This window comes from Paenibacillus sp. LRG-1 (assembly GCF_057220305.1).
Window position 1 is genome coordinate 1,264,097 of the sequence record NZ_CM170126.1, and the last position, 19,708, is coordinate 1,283,804.

Below are 19,708 nucleotides of genomic sequence, written 5' to 3' on the forward strand. Positions count from 1 at the left end.
TGAAATTCTATGAAAATGCTGAAAGGGTGGTTTATCCATGGAAATCACACCTACGATACAGGCAGAAATTCAAACCTATTTGAAACGAAAAGGCTTAACGATGACCAAGTTTGGTCACACGATTGATTTGAATGTAGGTACAGTTAGTAGCATTGTGACCGGTAACCGATCTATTTCTGTTCACCAACTGGATAGTATTACTGCGGGAATGAATTTACCACCGGATTATTTTTACGAGCGTTATATTGAAGAATGTATTGAAGAATCTCCGCTCAACTGGAAAAAAATCAGCCCTTTCCTATACCGATGCATTGAGCTAGGACGACTGGACTGCTTGCAGCGAGTGGTAATTCTGTTATTGGATAACCCTAGTTATCCGCCATCACTCTTTGAAGTTGCCGAAAATGTATACAAAGACGGTTATAATGAAGCAGCGGCTTACCTTTACAAAAAGGTGGCTGAAAGTGAGAAGCAGCAGCATTCAGAGCGATTGGCGATCTGCCAGTATCGTTTGTTCCAAATCAATATTGGACAAGATAGAGCTGTAAATCTTCAGGCTGCCATTGAATTTGCCCCTTTTGTTGATCGTTTAGACGAGATAGAGCAATTAGATGCATTAAAAGATTTAGCGAACGTGTATAGGTCATTAAGTATGTGGGACAAGGTGTATGAATTTTCATCTCAAATGGGTCAAATGGGAAAGATCCAATATAATTTGGTTCATAACTCTAAGCGAAAAGGAACAGAGCCACGAAAAAAGCTAAGCAGGCCACTGTTTGTATACATAGTTTACTCCGAGTTGCTGTGTGCTAATGCTTGCGATGCAAAAGGTGATCATGAACAGGCATTAGAACATATTCGAGGTTATGCCGATCTAAGTTGGGTGAAGGAGAAGGATCCTGATTCACTTTATTGGAAGAAGCAATATCAACAATGGGCGAAAATTAATACGTACGTCAACAGGCTTATGTCCGGGGATATTAGTGTTCTCCCCGATTACGTAGAACATATTGCTGCCGAAAAAGAGATTTTGGCCGAGCTATTGAACGTCCTTGAAGTAGCTAATCGATATAATGTAGATGTAGATCATGTCCTCCGACGTTTTGAATCCCAAATTGCAGCATATCAGGAACCATCATCTTCTGACATGTATACACAACAAGTTTTACCAGAAGAATACGTAAGGTTCTGGTACAAGATGGCTAAGTATAGCCTAAATAAAGGCAGATATTCATATGGTTTCAAATGTTTAATAAACGCGTTTAAAAAAGCTGTTACAATTAATCATGTACTACTTATTGCCAATTGTTTTGGATTATTTTCTCATTTCAAAACACATGCGGCTCCTGAAACACAGACACAATTCCAATCCATTTATGAGGAGGTGTGGGAAAAAAATGATCAAAAGGATGGCTTTCTACTTGGCGGTAACTAGCTTATTGCTGGTATTCACAGTACCAGTGCAAGCCGGAAATCCAAGCTCCGGCACGATCCAAACTCAAGGACACATTGGTGGATCTTGAACGAGCAACAATTCTTACCACTGGGCCAGCTTATTGCTGGTCTATTTTTGTATTATTTTGTAATTTTTTGGTTCAAAAAAGATTATGACGTATTTGTACATCCCTCCTTAAAATAAAATTCATTAGGAGGTATGCAGGATGAACAGGTATGAAACGGTGCCGTTAATTCAACAGATGGAACACGCCAGACAACATTTGCATGATCTTTACGAAGAGTATGGCTTCGGACATGCTTGTGTACTTGAGCAGTCTATGCTTTTGGATGAACTTATTAATCAGTACAACCGTATGTTTCAGACCAAGAAGCTGCCTCACTATGTTTAGAGCTAGATCATTAACAACGACGATGTTATGTTCGGTTCATTCCCCCTTCTTTTTATGCAAAACTATGACTTCTCCCGCGTAATGTTTATTATTATTCTATATAATGACTTATTTTAAAATAAAATACATATTCATGTCATAAAATGTTAATCGCTTTTTTGAGGGGACGGCATACTAAGGCAACAAAAAAAAGCAGAGCTCAATAAGTGAGCCCTGCCAAAGTCCATTGGAATTATAACCCCATGCTGAAACACAGACACAGATTAGCCAAGCTCCTGCGTGCTTTTGGAAGCACGTTTGGAGGAAAGGAACTGGAAGCGAAACGAGTGCCACTTCAACCGCTGTCTGCCTTTGGAACCAACAATCCAGTTGCCTCCAGGCAGATGGGCAAACAGCCAGCTTATGCCTAGAGAAACACTTGCTACGACGATAAACGTAATGAGCGTAGCTGTAAAATGATGATCGCCCAGTGCAAGCGGGCGGGTGTAGTAGGATATGAAGGCTAGTACGAGTGCATGGGCCAGATATCCTCCAAAAGAATAACGTCCGATCCAGTTCAGCATACGGCGAAACGGCTCGGATCGCGTATCTTTTTGCAAATGGAGCAGCAGTCCGTACAATAAAAGCAACTGCGACACAATGAGAACAAAGGTACTTGGCTTCAAATAGGTCGAAATATTAAGATTGATCGTATCGCCCGACTGGATCAGCATCGTGTGACCCATGAGCATGAACAAACCAATAAAGACAAATACATTCCACGGCAACGTCTGTTTGGCCAGTCCACGCCAGGTGTCTGTCATGTAAGCACATACTGCGCCCAGCATAAAATAGAAAAAGTACATGACAAAGTTATAGGTGCGATAATCCAGCAGAGTCTGCCAAAAGGACGGTAACCCGGTGCTCCATGCCGACATGTCATAGTAGGACCATTGTAACAGCAAAGCATAAACCACAGCGGCAATCAGCATAATAGCCAAAACAAGCTGTTTGCGTCTTTTCGCGCTGTAACGACGTAGAAACGCTTGAACCTGGCCGGCTGCTTTTGAAAATAAAGGAAACAAAATATAAAACTGAAAGATCATCACTACAAACCATAGATGATATCCGCTGACGGGGATGATCATTTCCTCGAACATACCTTTGTAAAAATAAATATTTCCCCACTGCGCCGTTGACCAGTTTTGAGTGCATACCCAATAAATAACAGTCCAGCAAAGGAAAGGAACATAAATATCTCGAAACCGCCTGCCAATATAGCGAGGATAGCCAATCGGTTTGTTGCCGTTATAAAAAAGTAGCGCCGCAGACAGGAAAACGAACGTCGGTGTGCCAAAACGTGTCAAATGATACAGCATCGCGAGCATAACAGAATCTGGCTGTTGGATGTCGCTGCGATAAATATATTCGCCAATGCAATGCTGAAGCACGACAGCGAGGTAGGCAAGGCCCCGTAGTTCTGTCCACTCCGCGATACGCGGCTTGCTCATCCATATCACTCCTTTTCCTCAAGATACGCACATGTTTTCCCTAGCACAATTGTAGGTATTGTAACGTAGAAACATTAGTGCAGGATTAACGCCACCTGAAAGTAAGAAGAGTGAAGTAGTTCCAATTTGATATGATTGCGTTTACAATCTAAGTAAAACCAGAATAAATTAAAGTGAATTTATAACTTAAGGATATACACAGGAAGAGGAGAGGAAGGATGAAAAAAACGCTGCTGGTATATATGCTGTTGATTGCGGCCTTTGCTCTCTATGTGTTCAGGTATGAACAAACGGGCCCGTTGAATGGCACTTGGGAGGATAAGGGGCTACGAGGCAGCATCGGAGAAACCTATATGATGATTACCTTCCAGTCTGGTTTGGAGTATTGGAAAAGCGGGCTCAAGGGCTTCGAGGATGCCGGGGATGCGCTGGGGGTGACTGTGGAGTATCGGGGAGCAACCCGTTATGATGCGCAGGAGCAGACGACCGTTATTGAGCAGGCGATTGCTCGTAAGCCCGCAGGGATTGCCATATCAGCGATTGATCCTCACTCCCTGATTCCGGTGATTAATAAGGCGCTGGATGCGGGCATTCCTGTAGTACTGTTTGATGCCGGAGCGCCGGGGAGTCGTGCGTATTCCTTTTTGGGCACGGATAATTATAAGGCGGGCGTGACCGCTGCGGATAAGATGGCAGAGCTGTTGGGACGAGAAGGTCAGGTCGCTGTTCTGACGCTGCCTGGACAGCAAAATCATGAAGAACGCTCGCGTGGCTTTCGCGATACCATTCAGCGGCAGTATCCTGCGATGAAGGTGGTGGAAGTCGCAGATGGCCGTGCAGACGCGATGGTCTCCCGGGATGAGTCGCAAAGGCTGATGAAAGCTTATCCGAAACTGGCGGGCATTTTTGTGACCGATGCAACGGGAGGAACAGGTGTGGGTGAAGCGGTACTGAGTCAAAAAAACAGCCATCCGCTGAAAATCATTTCTTTTGATACAAATAAAGCGACACTGGATATGATTCGTGGTGGGACGATCTCGGCAACGATTGCCCAGGGAACATGGAATATGGGCTATTGGTCGCTTCAATATCTGTTCCATCTGCATCATCATTTAACGATTCCTGCACCTTCTTCCTCTGGCGACAACACTCCGCTGCCCGTGCGGGTAGATACTGGGATTTCCGTGGTCACCCGGGCGAATGTAGATGATTATTATGCGAAATAAATTTTGGAAGCGTATCCACTTAAGGGTGCACCAAACGATGCCTCGCTTACGCTTGCGCAATATGCCTTTACGCTTTCAGCTCATGCTGCTGTTCCTGTTGTTTGGCATTGTGCCTTCGCTGGGATTAGGTCTGCTGGTCAATTGGACGGTGGAACGGATTATTGAGCGGCAGGTGGAAGACCATACGATGCAATTGATTGGCAAGGTAAACGAAGCACTGGACACCAAAATGGAAAATTTGCAAAACATGACGTATCTGATTGCTTTTAACCCCGATATCGGGGAGTTCTGGAAAGGGCGGACGCTGGCAGACGGCCACGCGGGTCATGCGAGTATAGTAACGCCGGAAAACCAGGGGGAGCGGACACAGAACTCGGTGCAAAATCAGGCTCTCAGCTCCAAGCAGGCATTAAGTTCTGTACAGGAGCAGGATACGCTATATGAAATGAAGCAATTTTTGCAGGGATATACTACGTTATATCCTGAGATTGCAGGGATTCTGATCGTAAACGAAAAAGGCGACTATATCAGCAATGAAATGTATGCTCGAAGCACGCGTAGCCTGACGGAAGAAGGCTGGTACCAACAGGCGGCGCAGCATGCAGGCATATTCACTGTGCTAGGACAGCCGAGCCACCGTAATGTGACTACTCATGTCCGGTACAAGGACAGCGAAATTGTCTCCGTCGTTCGTTCGGTTACGGATCCGGAAACCGGACACGTGTTAGGCGTGATTATGATTGACCTCAAGCTACGGGCTGTGTCGCAGGCTGCCAGAGATGTAACCCTGGGCAAAAGCGGGTATTTAATGGTGACAGACGCTGAGGGGCGCAGCGTGTACAGGCCGGATATGCCTTTGATTGAGCGCATTCCGTCGCAATGGTTCGGGGCAGGTGACAGCGGGATGTTTACCCGTGAAGCTGGGGGCAGAGAATTGCTGTTCATGTTCAGGGCTTCCGAATTCACGGGCTGGAGAACAGTGGGGGTATTCCCGGCACGCGAATCTACACTGGAAGTTCGGCAAATTAAGTTCTATGTCGTCTGTTTTGTTTTTATTGTATGTCTATTTGGCTTAACGGCATCCTTGCGATTGTCGAGTTCCATTGCGCAGCCGATTTTCCGGCTGATGTCCTATATGCGGGCAGCAGAGACAGGAGATCTTACAGTTCGCCAATGGAGTGACCGTGGGGATGAAGTTGGGATGCTGGGGCGGAGTTTTAACCGGATGCTGGAGCAAATTCGCCGTCTCATGTCACTTAGCGAACTGAGGGAACGGCAAAAGCGGGATGCCGAGCTGCGCAGCCTTCAGGAGCATATTAAGCCGCATTTTTTATACAATACGCTAGATACCATTCACTGGATGGCTCGAAAAAATGGAGCAGACGACGTGTCCGACATGGTGGGGGCGCTATCGAGATTGTTCCGTCTCGGGCTGAGCAAGGGGGATGACTTTATTCCGCTGCGCTCCGAGATTGAGCATATATCGAGCTATATGCAAATCCAGCAAACCCGCTATCGTGACCGACTTCGCTGGGAATTGAATGTACCCGACGAGCTAAAGGATCTGTTCGTGTTGAAGTTAATGCTTCAGCCTGTAGTGGAAAATGCGATTTATCACGGCATCAAGGCTAGACGTGGTCCAGGCACGATTTGGGTAGAAGCTAAAGCCGAGGGCGACAAGCTGCTGCTGACGGTACGTGACGATGGCGCAGGGATGACGACGGACCGGCTGCGTGAACTGCGTGAATGGCTGGAAATACCCCTGGAGGCGATGGAAGGAAAGCAGAAGCAAAAGGGAGTTAGTACCCATGGCAGAAGCTATGGCATGCTGAATGTACAAGCGCGTATCCGGTTGTCTTTTGGCGAGGAATATGGAATTGTACTGGAGAGCAAAGAAGGGACAGGTACCTGCGTTACGATCACTCAACCGTTGCTGCTGGATATGGCGCAACTGAAGAAGCCTTATGAAAAAGGAGAGGGTCAGGATGACGAAATCACAGGCCACAGACAACTCGACAACGGTGAGTCTGATTGACCAGGCCATAACGGAAGTGACCATAGGGACGGCAAAACGTTACCAAGTATTGATCGCAGATGATGAGCCGATCATCCGAGAGGGGATACGAGATTGCATAGACTGGGCGGCTCTGGGCATGGAGGTTGCAGCAGAGGCGGAGGACGGAGAAGAAGCGCTGGAGCTGGTGGGTCAGCTTCATATCGACATCGTGCTGGTCGATATGAATATGCCGTTCATGGACGGGATTGAACTGATTCGGCGGCTGCGGGAAGAGCGTCCGGAATGCCGTTGTCTGATCATTTCCGGGCATGATGAATTTGCTTATGCGCAGGAGGCTGTCCGACTTGGCGTGGAGGATTATATTTTAAAGCCGGTAGATGCGGATCAGCTTCATGCTGCGTTGTTGCGGCTTCGTCAGCGAATGGACGAAGAGTACAAGCGTGCTGCCTATGTAGAACAAGCCGCCGGACAGATTGAACGGAATATTCCGCTGCTGCGCCAGCGGTTTTGCCTGGAATGGCTGGAAGGGCAACACACGGGAAAAGATGTCATGGAGCAACTGGCGTTTTTACGGCTTCCATCGCGGCCGCCTGCTCAGATCGGTGTCGTACGGTGGCCTGCGGCAGAGGCCCGGCAGACGATTATGCGCGAGAATGACCGCCAGCTATTTCTTTTTGCCGCTGAAAATATTATTGGCGAACTGCTGGAGGACTGCCCGCATGTGTTGTTCCGCGATGCGAACGGACTGATCGGCATATGCCTATGGCAGGAGGCACCCGAGACGATAGGCGCTTCCATGGAGCAGGCGATTGGACGCTACCTGAATATAGCGGTTCATACGCATGTGGAGTCCAACGCGGGTGGACTGGAAGGCGCAATTGACGCGTACCGGGTGAGTCGGGATCGAGTGTATGGCGAATCGCAGCTGTCCCCCATCGTACGTCGGGCCCGGCAGCTCATTCAGGAAGGTTACGCCGATCGGGAGCTGACGTTGGAAGCCCTTGCTTCGCGGCTACAAGTATCCGCCGTATATCTCAGCCGTGTGCTCAAAAAGGAGCTCAACGACAGCTTCGTGACCCTCGTCACGCGTGCCCGTATCCGTAAAGCGGTGCAACTGCTGGATTCCACCACGTTGTCTATCTATGATATAGCAGAACGTACGGGTTACGACAGTCAGCACTATTTTAGCACCGCTTTTAAAAAGACTATGGGCGTGTCCCCTGTGCAGTACCGTAAAGGCGGGGGCATTCAAGAAAGCACGGTGGAGTAGGAAGGATTGAAATGGGGGATGAGTCCCACACTGTCTCATAATAAACTGTAAGAAAAAATGTGTGTGTAATCACACCTACGCATTCAGGGGTTTGTTACGCTGGGGATAACGAACAAATATCTATCAATATTTGGAGGAAAACGATATGTTTTGTTATCAGTGTGAACAGACGCCGAGTGGCGGGTGTAAAGTAGTTGGGGTGTGCGGGAAGGATGAGACGATAGCAAGCTTGCAGGATACGATGATTTTTGCATTAAAAGGGATTGCTGCCTATGCGACACATGCTCGCCAGTTGGGCTATACCGATCCTGAGGTAGATCGGATCACGCATGAAGCGTTATATATGACCTTAACCAATTCTAACTTTAATGTACAAGAGCATTTGGAAATGGCGATGAAGGTCGGAAATGCGGCTGTACGGATCATGGATGTGCTGGATCGTGCGCATACGGATCGTTTTGGCATTCCGCAGCCGATTACTGTCAGCCAAAATAAAATCGAAGGCCAATGCATCGTCGTGACCGGACATAATTTATATGCGCTGGAGGAATTGCTGCGGCAGACGGAGGGTAAAGGAATAAACATCTATACCCACTCGGAAATGCTGCCTGCTCACGGTTATCCAGCATTGAAGAAATATGCACATCTCAAAGGGAATATCGGTAAAGCCTGGTACGATCAGCGCCGACTGTTCGAGGAGTTCCCAGGTGCGATTCTCGCCACGACGAATTGTGTTATGCCGATTAAAGGCACGTATGCAGACCGCTTCTTCTCTTATGAAGTAGCCGGGCTGGAGGGAGTAGCCAAGATCATGGACGACGACTTTTCACCATTGATCGAGCGTGCGTTAGCCCTGCCAGCCGCAGATGTAGATTCGGAGCAGGTGCTTACGACGGGATATCATCATGAGACGGTTATTGGGCTGGCTCCTGAGATTATTCAGGCCGTTAAAGACGGACATATCCGTCGTTTCTTCGTCATTGCAGGCTGCGACGCACCAGGCAAAGGCGGTAACTATTACCGCGAGCTGGCTACATCCTTGCCGAACGATACGGTTATTCTGACCACTTCCTGTGGTAAATTCCGCTTTAATGACGTGGATTATGGCACCGTTGGAGATACCGGCATTCCGCGTTATATTGATTTGGGACAATGCAACAATTCGGGTTCTACTGTTAAAATCGCTCTGGCATTAGCGGATGCTTTCGGCTGTACGGTGAACGAGCTACCTGTCAGCATTGTTCTGTCCTGGTTTGAGCAAAAAGCGGTCGCCATCCTGCTAGGCTTGTTCAGCCTTGGCATCCAAGATATTCGCATTGGGCCGAAGCCGCCTGAGTTCATTTCTTCTGGCGTATTGGATGTACTGGTGGAGATGTTTGGCTTGAAGCTAATTACTACCGCAGAGGAAGATATGAAAGCGATGTTGGCGTTGTCGTAAGGGGTTGGTGGGGAACTGCAAAGCGCAGTTCCTTTTTTGTTTCATCGTTCATCGATTCTTATAAAGATGTCCGTAAGAATCTTTAATGCCAGCTCAGTATCTTTGGATTCACGAGTCCTTAGGAGAGTCAAAATGGTTTTTATACTCGAATCTTCTTCGGTAAGCTCATCATTGTCCTTCACATATGTAAGCAACTGATAGACGCCCACGTTCAATGCCTTCGCTATTTTCTCCAGATTTTTCAAAGATATATTTCTCTCCGCTCGCTCAATGAAACCAATATAACTCGAATTGAATCCTGCTTTTTCGGCTAAAGCTTCTTGGGAAAGCCCTTTAGACTTTCGAATATCTCGAATACGTGTACCGACTAATTCTAAAAGTTCTGACATGATTACACCTCTCTATAGTAAGAATTTCACAAAATTCGATTCCAATTGCTCCAAAATGTAATATATAGACGAACGAGATCATCTCAATCTATATATTATTAATTGGAAGTCGCTTATTGGATTTTGCAAAATCCTCTAGTTAGAAGTGTAGAGAAAGAGTTACATCTAATTAATAAGTGTTAGTAAGTAAATTGAATTAAAAACTACTATATAGTAATATTTATTATGAAGCTTGTCCCGTAGCTAGAAAATTATACATCTTGATGGTTACATAATTGTGCTATGTTGCTCACATTTGTTTCAGGATTTTGCAAAATTCGATACCAGTCGCTCCGAAGTGCAAGGATATAGACGAACTAAACCATTTCGATCTATATCTTGTTCATTGGAAGTCGCTTATGGGATTTTTGCAAAATCCTCGTTTATGAAATTTTAATTCAGGAGTTGATTCCCCTTGAAACATTACTCCTTAAGTCCCCTACATAGTGATTCCGATTTCAAATTGCCTAAGTACAGCGATACCTACATATTCAATTGCATGATGGATTTTCAAAAGCTTGCCGAATACCAGATCAAGCTTGCACAGATGATGCGCGACCATCATCAGTTTCAAAACTGCCTCATTCTTTGTGATCAAGCGATGTTTTCTATGGCTAAGGCCATTTATGTTCATCGAAATCAAATCATTCCATTGTATATCCGTTTATCCGTGACTGACCTGTTCCCTTTAATTCACACAGAGGCTGAGCCCAATTTAGATACCGTGCTGTTTATCGGTACGGTACATTATCTGGTTTCGGGTGAAGATGATGTATCTAAAGAGCCGATGAAGCTGGGGGAAGTAGACAAGTTGCTTTATAAAACGGACTCTATTCTAGAGTCTCTGTCACAGCGGATCGTAGCTGATCCGTCTAAGCGGTATCCATCTATTTATAAAGAAAGTCCGTTCAATGAATCGATAGATCTTTTATCAATAATACCCGGTTCTTTTTGAGCTAATGATATAATGAGGAAAAGGAAGATGTTGGATTACGACTTAAAGTTCTATAACAGAAAGGGTGTATTCATATGCCTACATACAACAAGCTGGTACGAGATCGGATTCCGCATATCATTATGTCTCAAGGCAAGGAGTGTCGGACACGCATTTTGGACCCAGAGGAATATAAGCAGGAGCTGAGAACCAAGCTTCGTGAAGAGGCTGAGGAATATTTTGAAGCGGACAAAGATCAGGATGCGCTGGAAGAGCTGGCGGATATGCTGGAAGTCATCCGAGCGTTGGCAGAAGAATATGGGGCGAATGCAGAAGAGCTGGACAAGCTGCGGGCAGACAAAGCCGAGGCACGGGGCGGATTCCAGGAGCGAGTGTTTTTAATTGATGTCGATGAAGGTAAAAGTTAACTAAAATACTTTTAAGATAAGCACATTCAAAAAGGGAGCTTGATAACTGGAGCTGCCTTTTTTTTGTCTCTTTTTAAGCACCCAGTATAGCGGAAAATTATAAAGTGGAAGTTATTTTAATTTATTTACAAGCCATATGACTATTTAGTCAACGAGTTTCATGTTATCTCCTCCAACTTCCCCCTCCCCCCTCACAAAGGTTAAAATTTTATAAAAAAAGTTCAAAACCAGCAAAGACCTTTCCCGGCCTGGAATGATACCATGTGTTTGCACATAAAAAAAGGAGAGGTACTCGTTGCCTCACTTATGTAAGCGCTATCTAATTTCAACTCTAATCAGCACTTACCTTCAAATGACCCGCATCACATGAGGAAAGGGGAACTTCATATGAAAAAAGGAGCTGTTGTCGTATGGCTTCTGGTTTTGGCCCTGATGCTTTCGGCCTGTAATTTGGCGGAGAGTGGAACGGGCAGCAAGGAAAAAGGCTATGTGGGCATTTCCATGCCGACCAAATCGTCCGAGCGTTGGGTAGGGGACGGGGAGAATATGGTTCGGTTGTTTCAGGAGCAAGGCTATAAAACGGATTTACAGTACGCCGAGGACGTGGTGGAAAACCAAATCTCCCAAATCGAAAATATGATCACCAAGGGTGTCAATGTTATGGTGATCGCTTCGGTCGACGGAAACACGCTGACGGATGTGATTCAGAAGGCACACGACCGAGGCATTCAGGTCATTTCTTACGACCGGCTGATTCGCAACACACCGTATCTGACGTATTATGCGACCTTCGATAACTTTAAGGTGGGCGTGCTACAGGCGGCATATATTGAGAAAAAGTTGGGACTCAAGGAAGGCAAAGGCCCTTTCAATATCGAACTGTTCGGCGGTTCACCGGATGATAATAACGCATATTTCTTCTTTAATGGTGCGATGTCTATACTTAAACCGTACATGGATTCCGGCAAACTGGTCGTGCGCAGCAAGCAGATGACGATGGCGCAGATCGCTACACTGCGGTGGGACGGAGCATTGGCCCAGTCGAGAATGGATAACCTGCTGAGTGCGTACTATTCGGGGGCCAATCTGGACGCGGTACTATCCCCTTATGACGGAATCAGTATCGGTATCATTTCATCCCTAAAAGGGGTCGGATATGGATCAGCGAACAAGCCGCTGCCGATCATTACAGGGCAGGATGCGGAGCTGGCTTCCATCAAGTCCATTGTGGCTGGGGAGCAGACGCAAACTGTATTTAAGGATACTCGCAAGCTGGCTGAGCAAACGGTCGTGATGGCCAACAGTATTTTACAGGGCAAACAAGCGGAAGTGAATGACACCGAATCCTATAACAACGGTAAAAAGATCATTCCTGCTTACTTGCTTGATCCGATCTCGGTGGATCGGACGAATGTGGAAAAGGATATTGTCGGCAGTCACTATTACACCAAAGAGCAAATCGGACTGAAATAAGAGCAGGAATCCAACCGAAAGGAGCGTATCCCATGACTGGAATCATTTTGGAAATGAAGGGAATTACCAAAACCTTTCCCGGCGTGAAGGCTTTGGAAAATGTAAATCTCAAGGTCAAGGAAGGCGAAATCCATTCCCTGTGCGGTGAGAACGGTGCGGGTAAATCGACGCTAATGAAGGTACTAAGCGGTGTATATCCGCATGGAACCTATGAAGGGGATATTGTTTTCCAGGGCAAAACGTGTGAGTTCAAGGATATCAAGCAGAGCGAGGAATTGGGCATTGTCATTATCCATCAGGAGCTGGCGCTGATCCCGTATCTCTCGATTGCGGAAAATATTTATCTGGGCAACGAACGCGCCAGTGGCGGCGTGATTGATTGGAAAGAGACTTTTGTAGGGACACGCGAGCTGCTGTCCAAGGTCGGTTTGAGTGAAAATCCCAATACATTAGTTACGAACATCGGGGTCGGAAAGCAACAACTAGTTGAAATTGCGAAAGCGCTCTCAAAAAAGGTGAAGCTGCTTATTCTCGATGAACCGACAGCGGCGTTGAATGAGGATGATAGTGAAAATCTGCTTAATTTGATGCTGGAATTTAAAAAACAGGGCATTTCCTGCATTCTCATCTCCCACAAGCTGAATGAAGTCGCAAAGGTGTCGGATTCAATTACGATTTTGCGGGACGGAAAGACGATTGAGACACTGGATATGAAAAAGGATGAGGTCACGGAGGATCGGATCATTAGCGGCATGGTTGGACGTGATCTGACCAGCCGTTATCCAGAGCGTCATGCCGAGATTGGCAAAGTCGTTTTGGAAGTGAAGGATTGGACGGTGTATCACGAGCACCATGCAGACCGCAAGGTGCTGGATCAGGTGAATTTGAACATTCGGCGTGGTGAAATTGTCGGTATTGCCGGGCTGATGGGAGCGGGACGGACCGAGCTGGCGATGAGCATTTTTGGCAAGTCGTATGGACGCAACATTTCCGGTCAGCTGATTAAAGACGGCAAGCCGATCCAGAACAACACGGTTACGGACGCGATCAACAACGGCTTTGCCTATGTGACAGAGGATCGCAAGGAGTATGGCCTCATTCTGATGGATGATATCAAGCGTAATATTTCGCTGACTGGCCTGAACAAGCTGACGAAGGGCGCTGTCGTCAATGAACAGGAGGAAGTCGTCGTTGCAGAGGAAATGAAAAAAAGCATGAACATCAAAGCGCCGAGCATTTTACAGAAAACGGGTAATCTGAGTGGCGGCAATCAGCAGAAGGTGGTGCTGAGCAAATGGATTTTTGCCGGGCCGGATATTCTGATTCTGGATGAGCCGACACGCGGCATTGATGTGGGCGCCAAATATGAAATTTATACGATTATTCATCGACTTGCCGCTGAAGGCAAGGGAGTGCTGGTCATTTCGTCCGAGCTACCAGAGGTACTAGGCTTGTGTGACCGGATTTATGTCATGAATGCTGGGCGGATCACTGGAGAGGTTAGCCGTGAGGACGCGTCGCAGGAAACATTGATGAGATATATGACCAAGTCAGGAGGCGTGAAGCATGGAAACCATAACTAAACTATTTAAAAATAACATCCGCCAATATGGCATGATGATTGCACTGGTCGTCATTATGATTTTGTTCGAGGTGCTGACGGGCGGCCTGCTGTTGAAGCCGATTAATATTACCAATCTGATTCTGCAAAACAGCTATATTCTCGTACTGGCTATCGGGATGGTGCTGGTCATCATCACTGGACATATTGATTTGTCCGTCGGCTCCATAGCCGCTTTTGTCGGTGCGGTTGCCGCCATAATGATGGTCGATTGGCAGCTTCCAGCATGGATCGCTGTGATTGCATCCTTGCTGGTCGGGGCGTTAATCGGCGCATGGCAAGGGTTCTGGGTCGCTTATGTACGGATTCCGGCATTTATCGTTACATTGGCGGGAATGCTGCTCTTTCGCGGATTGACAATGATCGTGTTGGAAGGCCAATCTATCTCTCCATTTCCAGGGGGATTCCAGAAAATCAGTTCAGGCTTCCTGCCGGATTTTTCATCTACCGGGTATAACCTGGTATCCATCATTGTCGGTATTGCACTCACGGTATGGTTTATCGTGAACGAACTTCGCGAACGCCGTTCTCAGCTTAAATATGGATTCGAGGTTCCGTCACAGACTTTATTTGTACTCAAGTTGATTGTGGTAGCTGCGGTTATCAATCTGTTCACCTTCATGCTCGCGAGCTACGTGGGGATACCTAACATTCTCGTGCTGCTGTTCATACTGATCGTTGTATACTCCTTCGTCATGAACCGCACGATTATGGGCCGTCATGTGTATGCGTTGGGTGGAAATGAAAAGGCAGCGGGTCTGTCCGGTGTCAAAACGAAAAAAGTAACGTTCTGGGTATTCGTCAACATGGGCGTGCTGGCCGCCATTTCCGGTCTGATCTTTGCTGCACGTCTGAACGCGGCTACGCCGAGAGCAGGTACGAACTTTGAGCTGGATGCCATCGCAGCTTGCTTTATCGGCGGTGCTTCGGCATCCGGCGGGATCGGAACCGTTTTTGGAGCCATTATCGGTGGTTTGGTCATGGGCGTACTGAATAACGGAATGTCTCTGATCGGTCTGGGTATTGACTGGCAGCAAGGCATCAAGGGCTTGGTGCTGCTGCTGGCGGTTGCCTTCGATATTTACAACAAAAACAAAAGATCAGCTTAAGCTCAGATTCGATATCGTAAAACAAGACACCTCCAGTCCCACTTGAAATGTGGATGCTGGAGGTGTCTTGTTTGTTTGGCCTGGAATGTAGGAACCGTCATCAGATGCCAGAACACATATTATCCCGAAACCGTTGCTCCATCTGCCGGAATATGGACGCGTCCCTCCAAACCTTCACGGTTGATGTGTTCTGTAAGCTCAGAGCGAGTTAGTAGACAATGGTTGATTGCCTCTATGTGGACAGCCACGATTTGTGTATAAGAGGCATGCTGTGCAACAGCTGTTACATCTTGGGCAGTCATAATAATAGGATCACCTACCGTAAACCGTGCTCCTCCAGCGTTCACAATTGTCCACTCAGGACGGTATTTATCTAGTGCTTCCGCGACTTCACTGCACCAGATCGTATCCCCGGCCAAATAGACGACAGGTTCACCTGGAGCCTGAAACACAAAGCCGGACACGGGTCCCATCTGTTCCCCGATTTCTCCGGTGCCGTGATGCCCGGCTGTACGGATAATCTCAATTTCTCCCACAGAACCAGCCACCCAAATCGGAGTAACCCGTGTAAAACCATCAGCAGTGATTTGTTCTTCATTTCCGGGCTGACAGAAGACGGGAATTTGTTTGTCCAACCAGTGTACTGCTGCCGGGTCCCAATGATCCGGATGTAAATGTGTGACGATCACAACGTCAGGCTGTCCGAGTGCCTGCCATTGCGGCGGCAAGGGAACCAGCGGATTACGGCGGGCATTTTCCGTATTGGGAACTGGCGGATTTGCGCCAGCATCGCTTAACATCGGATCAATCAGAAATTTTACTCCAGCGTATTCCAACCATAAGGTTGCGTTGCGGATTAGTGTGATTTTCATATATGGAAGCTCCTTTGGTAGTGAATGTTTTTGGACCGAGTATATTTTCGGTGGTTCTTTGTTTCTGTTACAATCATATCTGACGCAAGGAGCTACAGGCTACAGCCTGCTGAAAGGAAAACCAGCATACTCGTTTCATCATGAAAGGAAAAATAACTATGGAACTATTCGTACCTGATGACACCGATCTGCGCATTCTTCATCATTTAATTGAAGACAGCTCTTTATCGAACAAGGAGATCGGCCAGCTTGTTCATTTGACAGGCCAAGCCGTAGGGGCACGTGTTCGAAAAATGCAGGATGCGGGCATTATCGAGGGCTATACGCTGCGCTGGAACCCTGAAAAAATTGGCCAGACGATTCATGCCTTTATTACGGTTTTTTTGAATTCAGGAACGACTCACAGTGCTTTCCAGGCTTTTGCACGGGAGCATCCCTATATTGTCGAAATCCATCGGGTGAGTGGGGAAGGCTGTTATTGGATGCGCTTGCGCATGTCATCACAGGCAGAGTTAAATACCATGCTGGATGAGCTTACGAAGTTTGGTAATTACAAATTGAGTTTTTCCATTGGTGAGATTTAACGATAAAAGCTTTCGGCGTTTGTGCCGAAAGCTTTTTTATTTGGGCGAAGGCTATGAGCTCAACGTTATAGGCTCATTTTAAAAATATGCTGCAAGCCGTGTTGTCCCATTTTAGTGTTGCCTTCATCGATAAAGCCGCATTTGCGATACAGATTTTGGGCAGGCAGATTACGGGCATTGACGCCCAGTACAATCTCGCGAATATGTGGGAAGTGTCTGGCGATGAACTGTGGTAGTAAAAGCAGCCCTTTTTTAGCGAATCCTTGTCCCTGATCTGCGTAATGAATAGAGAACGCGCGCAGCAGCAGTGCCTCAGCAGTATTCGTATAGTCCGCTAATTCTTCCCCATCGTATAAAATGAAAAATCCAACGGGTCTTCTAGTAGCCGTAATCACGACAGGATGGCGGTGCGGATCTTCCTTGGCCAGTGTCAGCATTTCATCCGGCATTCCAGTAAACTGCTTCTGCTCCTCAGGTAAGTAGAAGGTATGTAAAATGGCATCATGCCCACAATGGTAAGGGACAAGCTCTACATTATTCATCATTACACTCCGATCTGTACGGATTTTAACTTTCTATATCATCTAGTTTGCTAAAAAAAGAAACCTGAACTCGCCTTGCTTACGTATTACCCATACATAAACTAGCATAGTCAAAAGGAGACGTCTACGGTTATGAAGCAGCTTGCAGAATATCGGGAAAGCCAGGACGTATTGCGTCATGAGCTGAAGAATATTGAAAAATGGGAAAAGGAACAGAAGGACATTTTTTTCTGGGAAAAAATCGGCAGATGGCCTTTTATGCTGCTGGATCGGCTGACGCCCAAAATCATTAAAGACAAGCTAGAGCAACTGCTTAATGAGATGGGCAGTTTCATTCAGAACGGCGGCAAATATTTGGTGAAGGAAGAAACGGTTCTGAACAGGCTGAAAAAGACGGCCCATGAACATGTAATTCAGCAAAATGGCACAGATTCCGTGTCGGATACGCAGGACCTGCCTCGTGCCGGGGAAAACGCTGATTCGGAACATAGTGCCGAACCTAGGTGGGAGTTGAAGCAGGCGGCTGAGCTCCCGCTAACAATCATGGATCGGACTGCCGACGAGATGACGGCGGGTCGCATTACCTTTGCCACCGCTCAGGGAGCAACAACGGGGATTGGGGGTGTGTTTACGATTGCGGCGGATATTCCTCTTTTGCTCGGCTTGTCACTCAAAGTGCTTCAGGAAATAGCCTTGTGTTATGGCTTTAATCCCCATGATAAGCAGGAACGCATTTTTATTATTAAATGTATGCAATTTGCTTCATCTGATATTGTGGGTAAAAAGGCTGTTTTAGAGGAGCTGGCTTTGTTTGATGATCCTTCACGTCAGGCACAGGTTTTTTCCCAGATGCAGGGATGGAGAGAGGTCATTAACACCTATCGTGATCAGTTTGGATGGAAAAAGCTGCTTCAAATGGTCCCGATTGCGGGCATTTTGTTCGGCTCCATCGCGAATCGAAGCGCTATTAGTGACGTAGCAGAAGCAGGGAAAATGTTGTATCGGAAGCGTCGTATTTTGATGCGTTTGGCAGAAGTAGAGAACTGATTGCAACACTTAGGCGTAAAAGGGGATATTTTTTTCGTGAGGAAACACGTGAGTTGGCTATAAAGTTGTGCAGCGGCCAAGATGGCCGCCACACGTTTGCCTGTTACACTTCGGCTCCATTTTCTTCCGCCCAGCGGTTCAGGGTTTTATCTGTAGGAAGCAGGAAGGTTAAGATGCCGAGCAGTGGCAAAAAGCCGCACAGGAACATGATGTGAGTGATGCCTACCTTGTCGATCCAGTTGCCGAGCACGAGTGCGCCCACACCCCCAAGGCCAAAAGCGAGGCCCGTAATGAGACCGGACACGGTTCCGATTTTGCCGGGCACAAGCATCTGTGCATATACGACTGTGACCGAAAAGCTAGACAGCATAATAAACCCGATAATTGCCAGCAGGATCGCCGTCCAGAATTGGTTGGCATAAGGTAGTGCCAGCGCGAGTGGTGCAGCTAATACCATGGACAGAAAAATCATGTTGCGTTTACCAAAACGGTCCGCGAGAGGACCGCCAAAGAAGGTGCCCAGCGCTCCAGCCCCGAGGAACAGGAAAATGTAGAGCTGTGCATCAGCCAATGGCATTTTAAATACTTCCATCAGGTAAAACGAATAGTAGCTTCCGACCGAGGTTGAGTACCACGAACGGACGAATACCAGTAGAATGAGGACAATCATGGCAAACATAACGCGGTTACGCACTTCGGGCTTCATGCGGCGTGCCACCGCTTTTTTGCGTGCAATGCCTTCTGTACGCAGGACGTTACCGTACCAGCGGGCGATGAACGATTGCACCACAATTCCCGCTGCTGCAATACCTGTGAACCAGATCGCACCGAATTGTCCTAACGGGATAAAAATCCAGCTCGTGAGCATCGGCGCCAGCGATTGGCCCGCATTGCCGCCAACTTGAAAAATGGATTGTGCCAATCCCCGGCGTGATCCTGCCGCCATATGGGATACGCGCGAGCCTTCAGGGTGAAAGGCAGCCGAGCCCAGACCCACAAAGATGACTGCGATCAGCACCGCTTTATAATCGGCAGCATAGGCGAGCAGCAGCATGCCAGTCAGCGTAAAGCCCATACCGATGGGAAGAATAGCTGGCGTAGGTCGTTTGTCCGAAAACAAGCCAATCACGGGCTGCATGATTGAAGCTGTAAAATTGATCGCGAATGAAATCCAGCCGATCTGCGTGTAGCTCAGGCTCATAGATTCCTTTAAGATCGGAAAGATCGCTGGAATGACCGATTGAATCGAGTCATTGAACAGATGGACGAAACTGATCGCAATCAGAATCGCAAAAACGGTGCTTTTCGCTTGCGGCCCCGGGAGGGGAAGCGATTGGCCCGTTTCATTTTTTGTAGCAGATTTACTAGTCATGGCAACCTCC

The 19,708-nt window shown here is 47.2% G+C and carries 18 protein-coding genes; 13 read left to right on the forward strand and 5 right to left on the reverse strand.

Annotation, left to right across the window (positions count from 1 at the left end):
- Window positions 1-37 precede the first annotated feature (37 nt).
- On the forward strand, window positions 38-1,435 hold the full coding sequence (locus ACUUJN_RS05620; RefSeq protein ID WP_484669369.1) for a helix-turn-helix domain-containing protein: 1,398 nt from the start codon (window positions 38-40) through the stop codon (window positions 1,433-1,435).
- A gap of 226 nt (window positions 1,436-1,661) precedes the next feature.
- Entirely contained in the window at window positions 1,662-1,847 is a 186-nt protein-coding gene (locus ACUUJN_RS05625) for a Spo0E family sporulation regulatory protein-aspartic acid phosphatase (protein ID WP_484669370.1), read from the forward strand.
- Window positions 1,848-2,110: 263 nt separating this feature from the next.
- Here ACUUJN_RS05625 and ACUUJN_RS05630 read toward each other — a convergent pair whose 3' ends face one another.
- Window positions 2,111-3,337: an acyltransferase gene (locus ACUUJN_RS05630; protein WP_484669371.1), complete on the reverse strand. Its 1,227-nt coding sequence runs from the start codon at window positions 3,335-3,337 to the stop codon at window positions 2,111-2,113.
- 218 nt (window positions 3,338-3,555) lie between these two features.
- On the opposite strand from ACUUJN_RS05630, the gene ACUUJN_RS05635 reads away from it, so the two are divergent.
- From ACUUJN_RS05635 to hcp, 4 genes are all read left to right on the forward strand, one after another.
- Window positions 3,556-4,563, forward strand: a complete 1,008-nt coding sequence (locus ACUUJN_RS05635; protein ID WP_023987342.1) for a substrate-binding domain-containing protein — start codon at window positions 3,556-3,558, stop codon at window positions 4,561-4,563.
- A 37-nt stretch (window positions 4,564-4,600) separates the two neighbouring features.
- Window positions 4,601-6,598, forward strand: coding sequence for a cache domain-containing sensor histidine kinase (locus tag ACUUJN_RS05640; RefSeq protein ID WP_484669372.1), 1,998 nt, complete (start codon window positions 4,601-4,603; stop codon window positions 6,596-6,598).
- Entirely contained in the window at window positions 6,549-7,850 is a 1,302-nt protein-coding gene (locus ACUUJN_RS05645; RefSeq protein WP_076157784.1) for a response regulator, read from the forward strand. Before ACUUJN_RS05640 ends, ACUUJN_RS05645 begins: the two co-directional genes overlap by 50 nt.
- A 145-nt stretch (window positions 7,851-7,995) precedes the next feature.
- Window positions 7,996-9,288: a hydroxylamine reductase gene (hcp, locus tag ACUUJN_RS05650; protein WP_028543172.1), complete on the forward strand. Its 1,293-nt coding sequence runs from the start codon at window positions 7,996-7,998 to the stop codon at window positions 9,286-9,288.
- A gap of 41 nt (window positions 9,289-9,329) precedes the next feature.
- Here hcp and ACUUJN_RS05655 read toward each other — a convergent pair whose 3' ends face one another.
- Complete coding sequence (locus tag ACUUJN_RS05655) at window positions 9,330-9,677, reverse strand: helix-turn-helix domain-containing protein (RefSeq protein WP_023987345.1); 348 nt, start codon at window positions 9,675-9,677, stop codon at window positions 9,330-9,332.
- Between the two features lie 454 nt (window positions 9,678-10,131).
- Between ACUUJN_RS05655 and ACUUJN_RS05660 the strand changes: the two genes are divergently transcribed.
- From ACUUJN_RS05660 to mmsB, 5 genes are all read left to right on the forward strand, one after another.
- Window positions 10,132-10,671, forward strand: a complete 540-nt coding sequence (locus ACUUJN_RS05660; RefSeq protein ID WP_484669373.1) for a hypothetical protein — start codon at window positions 10,132-10,134, stop codon at window positions 10,669-10,671.
- A 74-nt stretch (window positions 10,672-10,745) separates the two neighbouring features.
- Window positions 10,746-11,078 carry a nucleoside triphosphate pyrophosphohydrolase gene (locus ACUUJN_RS05665; RefSeq protein ID WP_069081246.1) on the forward strand — a complete coding sequence of 111 codons (333 nt, stop codon included), beginning with the start codon at window positions 10,746-10,748 and terminating at the stop codon, window positions 11,076-11,078.
- Window positions 11,079-11,465: 387 nt separating this feature from the next.
- Window positions 11,466-12,551 (forward strand): multiple monosaccharide ABC transporter substrate-binding protein, encoded by a 1,086-nt coding sequence (gene chvE / locus ACUUJN_RS05670; protein WP_076157792.1) that lies wholly within the window; start codon window positions 11,466-11,468, stop codon window positions 12,549-12,551.
- Between the two features lie 32 nt (window positions 12,552-12,583).
- Window positions 12,584-14,134, forward strand: a complete 1,551-nt coding sequence (mmsA, locus tag ACUUJN_RS05675; RefSeq protein WP_025722458.1) for a multiple monosaccharide ABC transporter ATP-binding protein — start codon at window positions 12,584-12,586, stop codon at window positions 14,132-14,134.
- A complete protein-coding gene (gene mmsB / locus ACUUJN_RS05680; protein WP_484669374.1) occupies window positions 14,118-15,281 on the forward strand; it encodes a multiple monosaccharide ABC transporter permease in 1,164 nt (387 codons plus the stop codon). Before mmsA ends, mmsB begins: the two co-directional genes overlap by 17 nt.
- Before the next feature lie 119 nt (window positions 15,282-15,400).
- Here mmsB and ACUUJN_RS05685 read toward each other — a convergent pair whose 3' ends face one another.
- Window positions 15,401-16,153, reverse strand: coding sequence for an MBL fold metallo-hydrolase (locus tag ACUUJN_RS05685; protein WP_076157796.1), 753 nt, complete (start codon window positions 16,151-16,153; stop codon window positions 15,401-15,403).
- 158 nt (window positions 16,154-16,311) lie between these two features.
- Between ACUUJN_RS05685 and ACUUJN_RS05690 the strand changes: the two genes are divergently transcribed.
- The gene (locus ACUUJN_RS05690; RefSeq protein ID WP_023987353.1) at window positions 16,312-16,737 is read left to right on the forward strand and encodes an Lrp/AsnC family transcriptional regulator; all 426 of its coding nucleotides are present in this window, start codon (window positions 16,312-16,314) and stop codon (window positions 16,735-16,737) included.
- Between the two features lie 65 nt (window positions 16,738-16,802).
- On the opposite strand, the gene ACUUJN_RS05695 is transcribed toward ACUUJN_RS05690, so the two are convergent.
- Window positions 16,803-17,279 (reverse strand): GNAT family N-acetyltransferase, encoded by a 477-nt coding sequence (locus ACUUJN_RS05695; protein ID WP_048481495.1) that lies wholly within the window; start codon window positions 17,277-17,279, stop codon window positions 16,803-16,805.
- Between the two features lie 132 nt (window positions 17,280-17,411).
- Between ACUUJN_RS05695 and ACUUJN_RS05700 the strand changes: the two genes are divergently transcribed.
- Entirely contained in the window at window positions 17,412-18,326 is a 915-nt protein-coding gene (locus ACUUJN_RS05700) for an EcsC family protein (RefSeq protein WP_069081212.1), read from the forward strand.
- A gap of 103 nt (window positions 18,327-18,429) precedes the next feature.
- Here ACUUJN_RS05700 and ACUUJN_RS05705 read toward each other — a convergent pair whose 3' ends face one another.
- Window positions 18,430-19,698, reverse strand: a complete 1,269-nt coding sequence (locus ACUUJN_RS05705) for an MFS transporter (RefSeq protein ID WP_076264423.1) — start codon at window positions 19,696-19,698, stop codon at window positions 18,430-18,432.
- Window positions 19,699-19,708: the final 10 nt, after the last annotated feature.

Coding starts and splice junctions, on each gene's coding strand:
- ACUUJN_RS05620 (WP_484669369.1), top strand. CDS start 38: ATGGAAATCACACCTACGATACAGGCAGAAATTCAAACCTATTTGAAA.
- ACUUJN_RS05625 (WP_484669370.1), top strand. CDS start 1,662: ATGAACAGGTATGAAACGGTGCCGTTAATTCAACAGATGGAACACGCC.
- ACUUJN_RS05630 (WP_484669371.1), bottom strand. CDS start 3,337: ATGAGCAAGCCGCGTATCGCGGAGTGGACAGAACTACGGGGCCTTGCC.
- ACUUJN_RS05635 (WP_023987342.1), top strand. CDS start 3,556: ATGAAAAAAACGCTGCTGGTATATATGCTGTTGATTGCGGCCTTTGCT.
- ACUUJN_RS05640 (WP_484669372.1), top strand. CDS start 4,601: ATGCCTCGCTTACGCTTGCGCAATATGCCTTTACGCTTTCAGCTCATG.
- ACUUJN_RS05645 (WP_076157784.1), top strand. CDS start 6,549: ATGACGAAATCACAGGCCACAGACAACTCGACAACGGTGAGTCTGATT.
- hcp (WP_028543172.1), top strand. CDS start 7,996: ATGTTTTGTTATCAGTGTGAACAGACGCCGAGTGGCGGGTGTAAAGTA.
- ACUUJN_RS05655 (WP_023987345.1), bottom strand. CDS start 9,677: ATGTCAGAACTTTTAGAATTAGTCGGTACACGTATTCGAGATATTCGA.
- ACUUJN_RS05665 (WP_069081246.1), top strand. CDS start 10,746: ATGCCTACATACAACAAGCTGGTACGAGATCGGATTCCGCATATCATT.
- chvE (WP_076157792.1), top strand. CDS start 11,466: ATGAAAAAAGGAGCTGTTGTCGTATGGCTTCTGGTTTTGGCCCTGATG.
- mmsA (WP_025722458.1), top strand. CDS start 12,584: ATGACTGGAATCATTTTGGAAATGAAGGGAATTACCAAAACCTTTCCC.
- mmsB (WP_484669374.1), top strand. CDS start 14,118: ATGGAAACCATAACTAAACTATTTAAAAATAACATCCGCCAATATGGC.
- ACUUJN_RS05685 (WP_076157796.1), bottom strand. CDS start 16,153: ATGAAAATCACACTAATCCGCAACGCAACCTTATGGTTGGAATACGCT.
- ACUUJN_RS05690 (WP_023987353.1), top strand. CDS start 16,312: ATGGAACTATTCGTACCTGATGACACCGATCTGCGCATTCTTCATCAT.
- ACUUJN_RS05695 (WP_048481495.1), bottom strand. CDS start 17,279: ATGAATAATGTAGAGCTTGTCCCTTACCATTGTGGGCATGATGCCATT.
- ACUUJN_RS05700 (WP_069081212.1), top strand. CDS start 17,412: ATGAAGCAGCTTGCAGAATATCGGGAAAGCCAGGACGTATTGCGTCAT.
- ACUUJN_RS05705 (WP_076264423.1), bottom strand. CDS start 19,698: ATGACTAGTAAATCTGCTACAAAAAATGAAACGGGCCAATCGCTTCCC.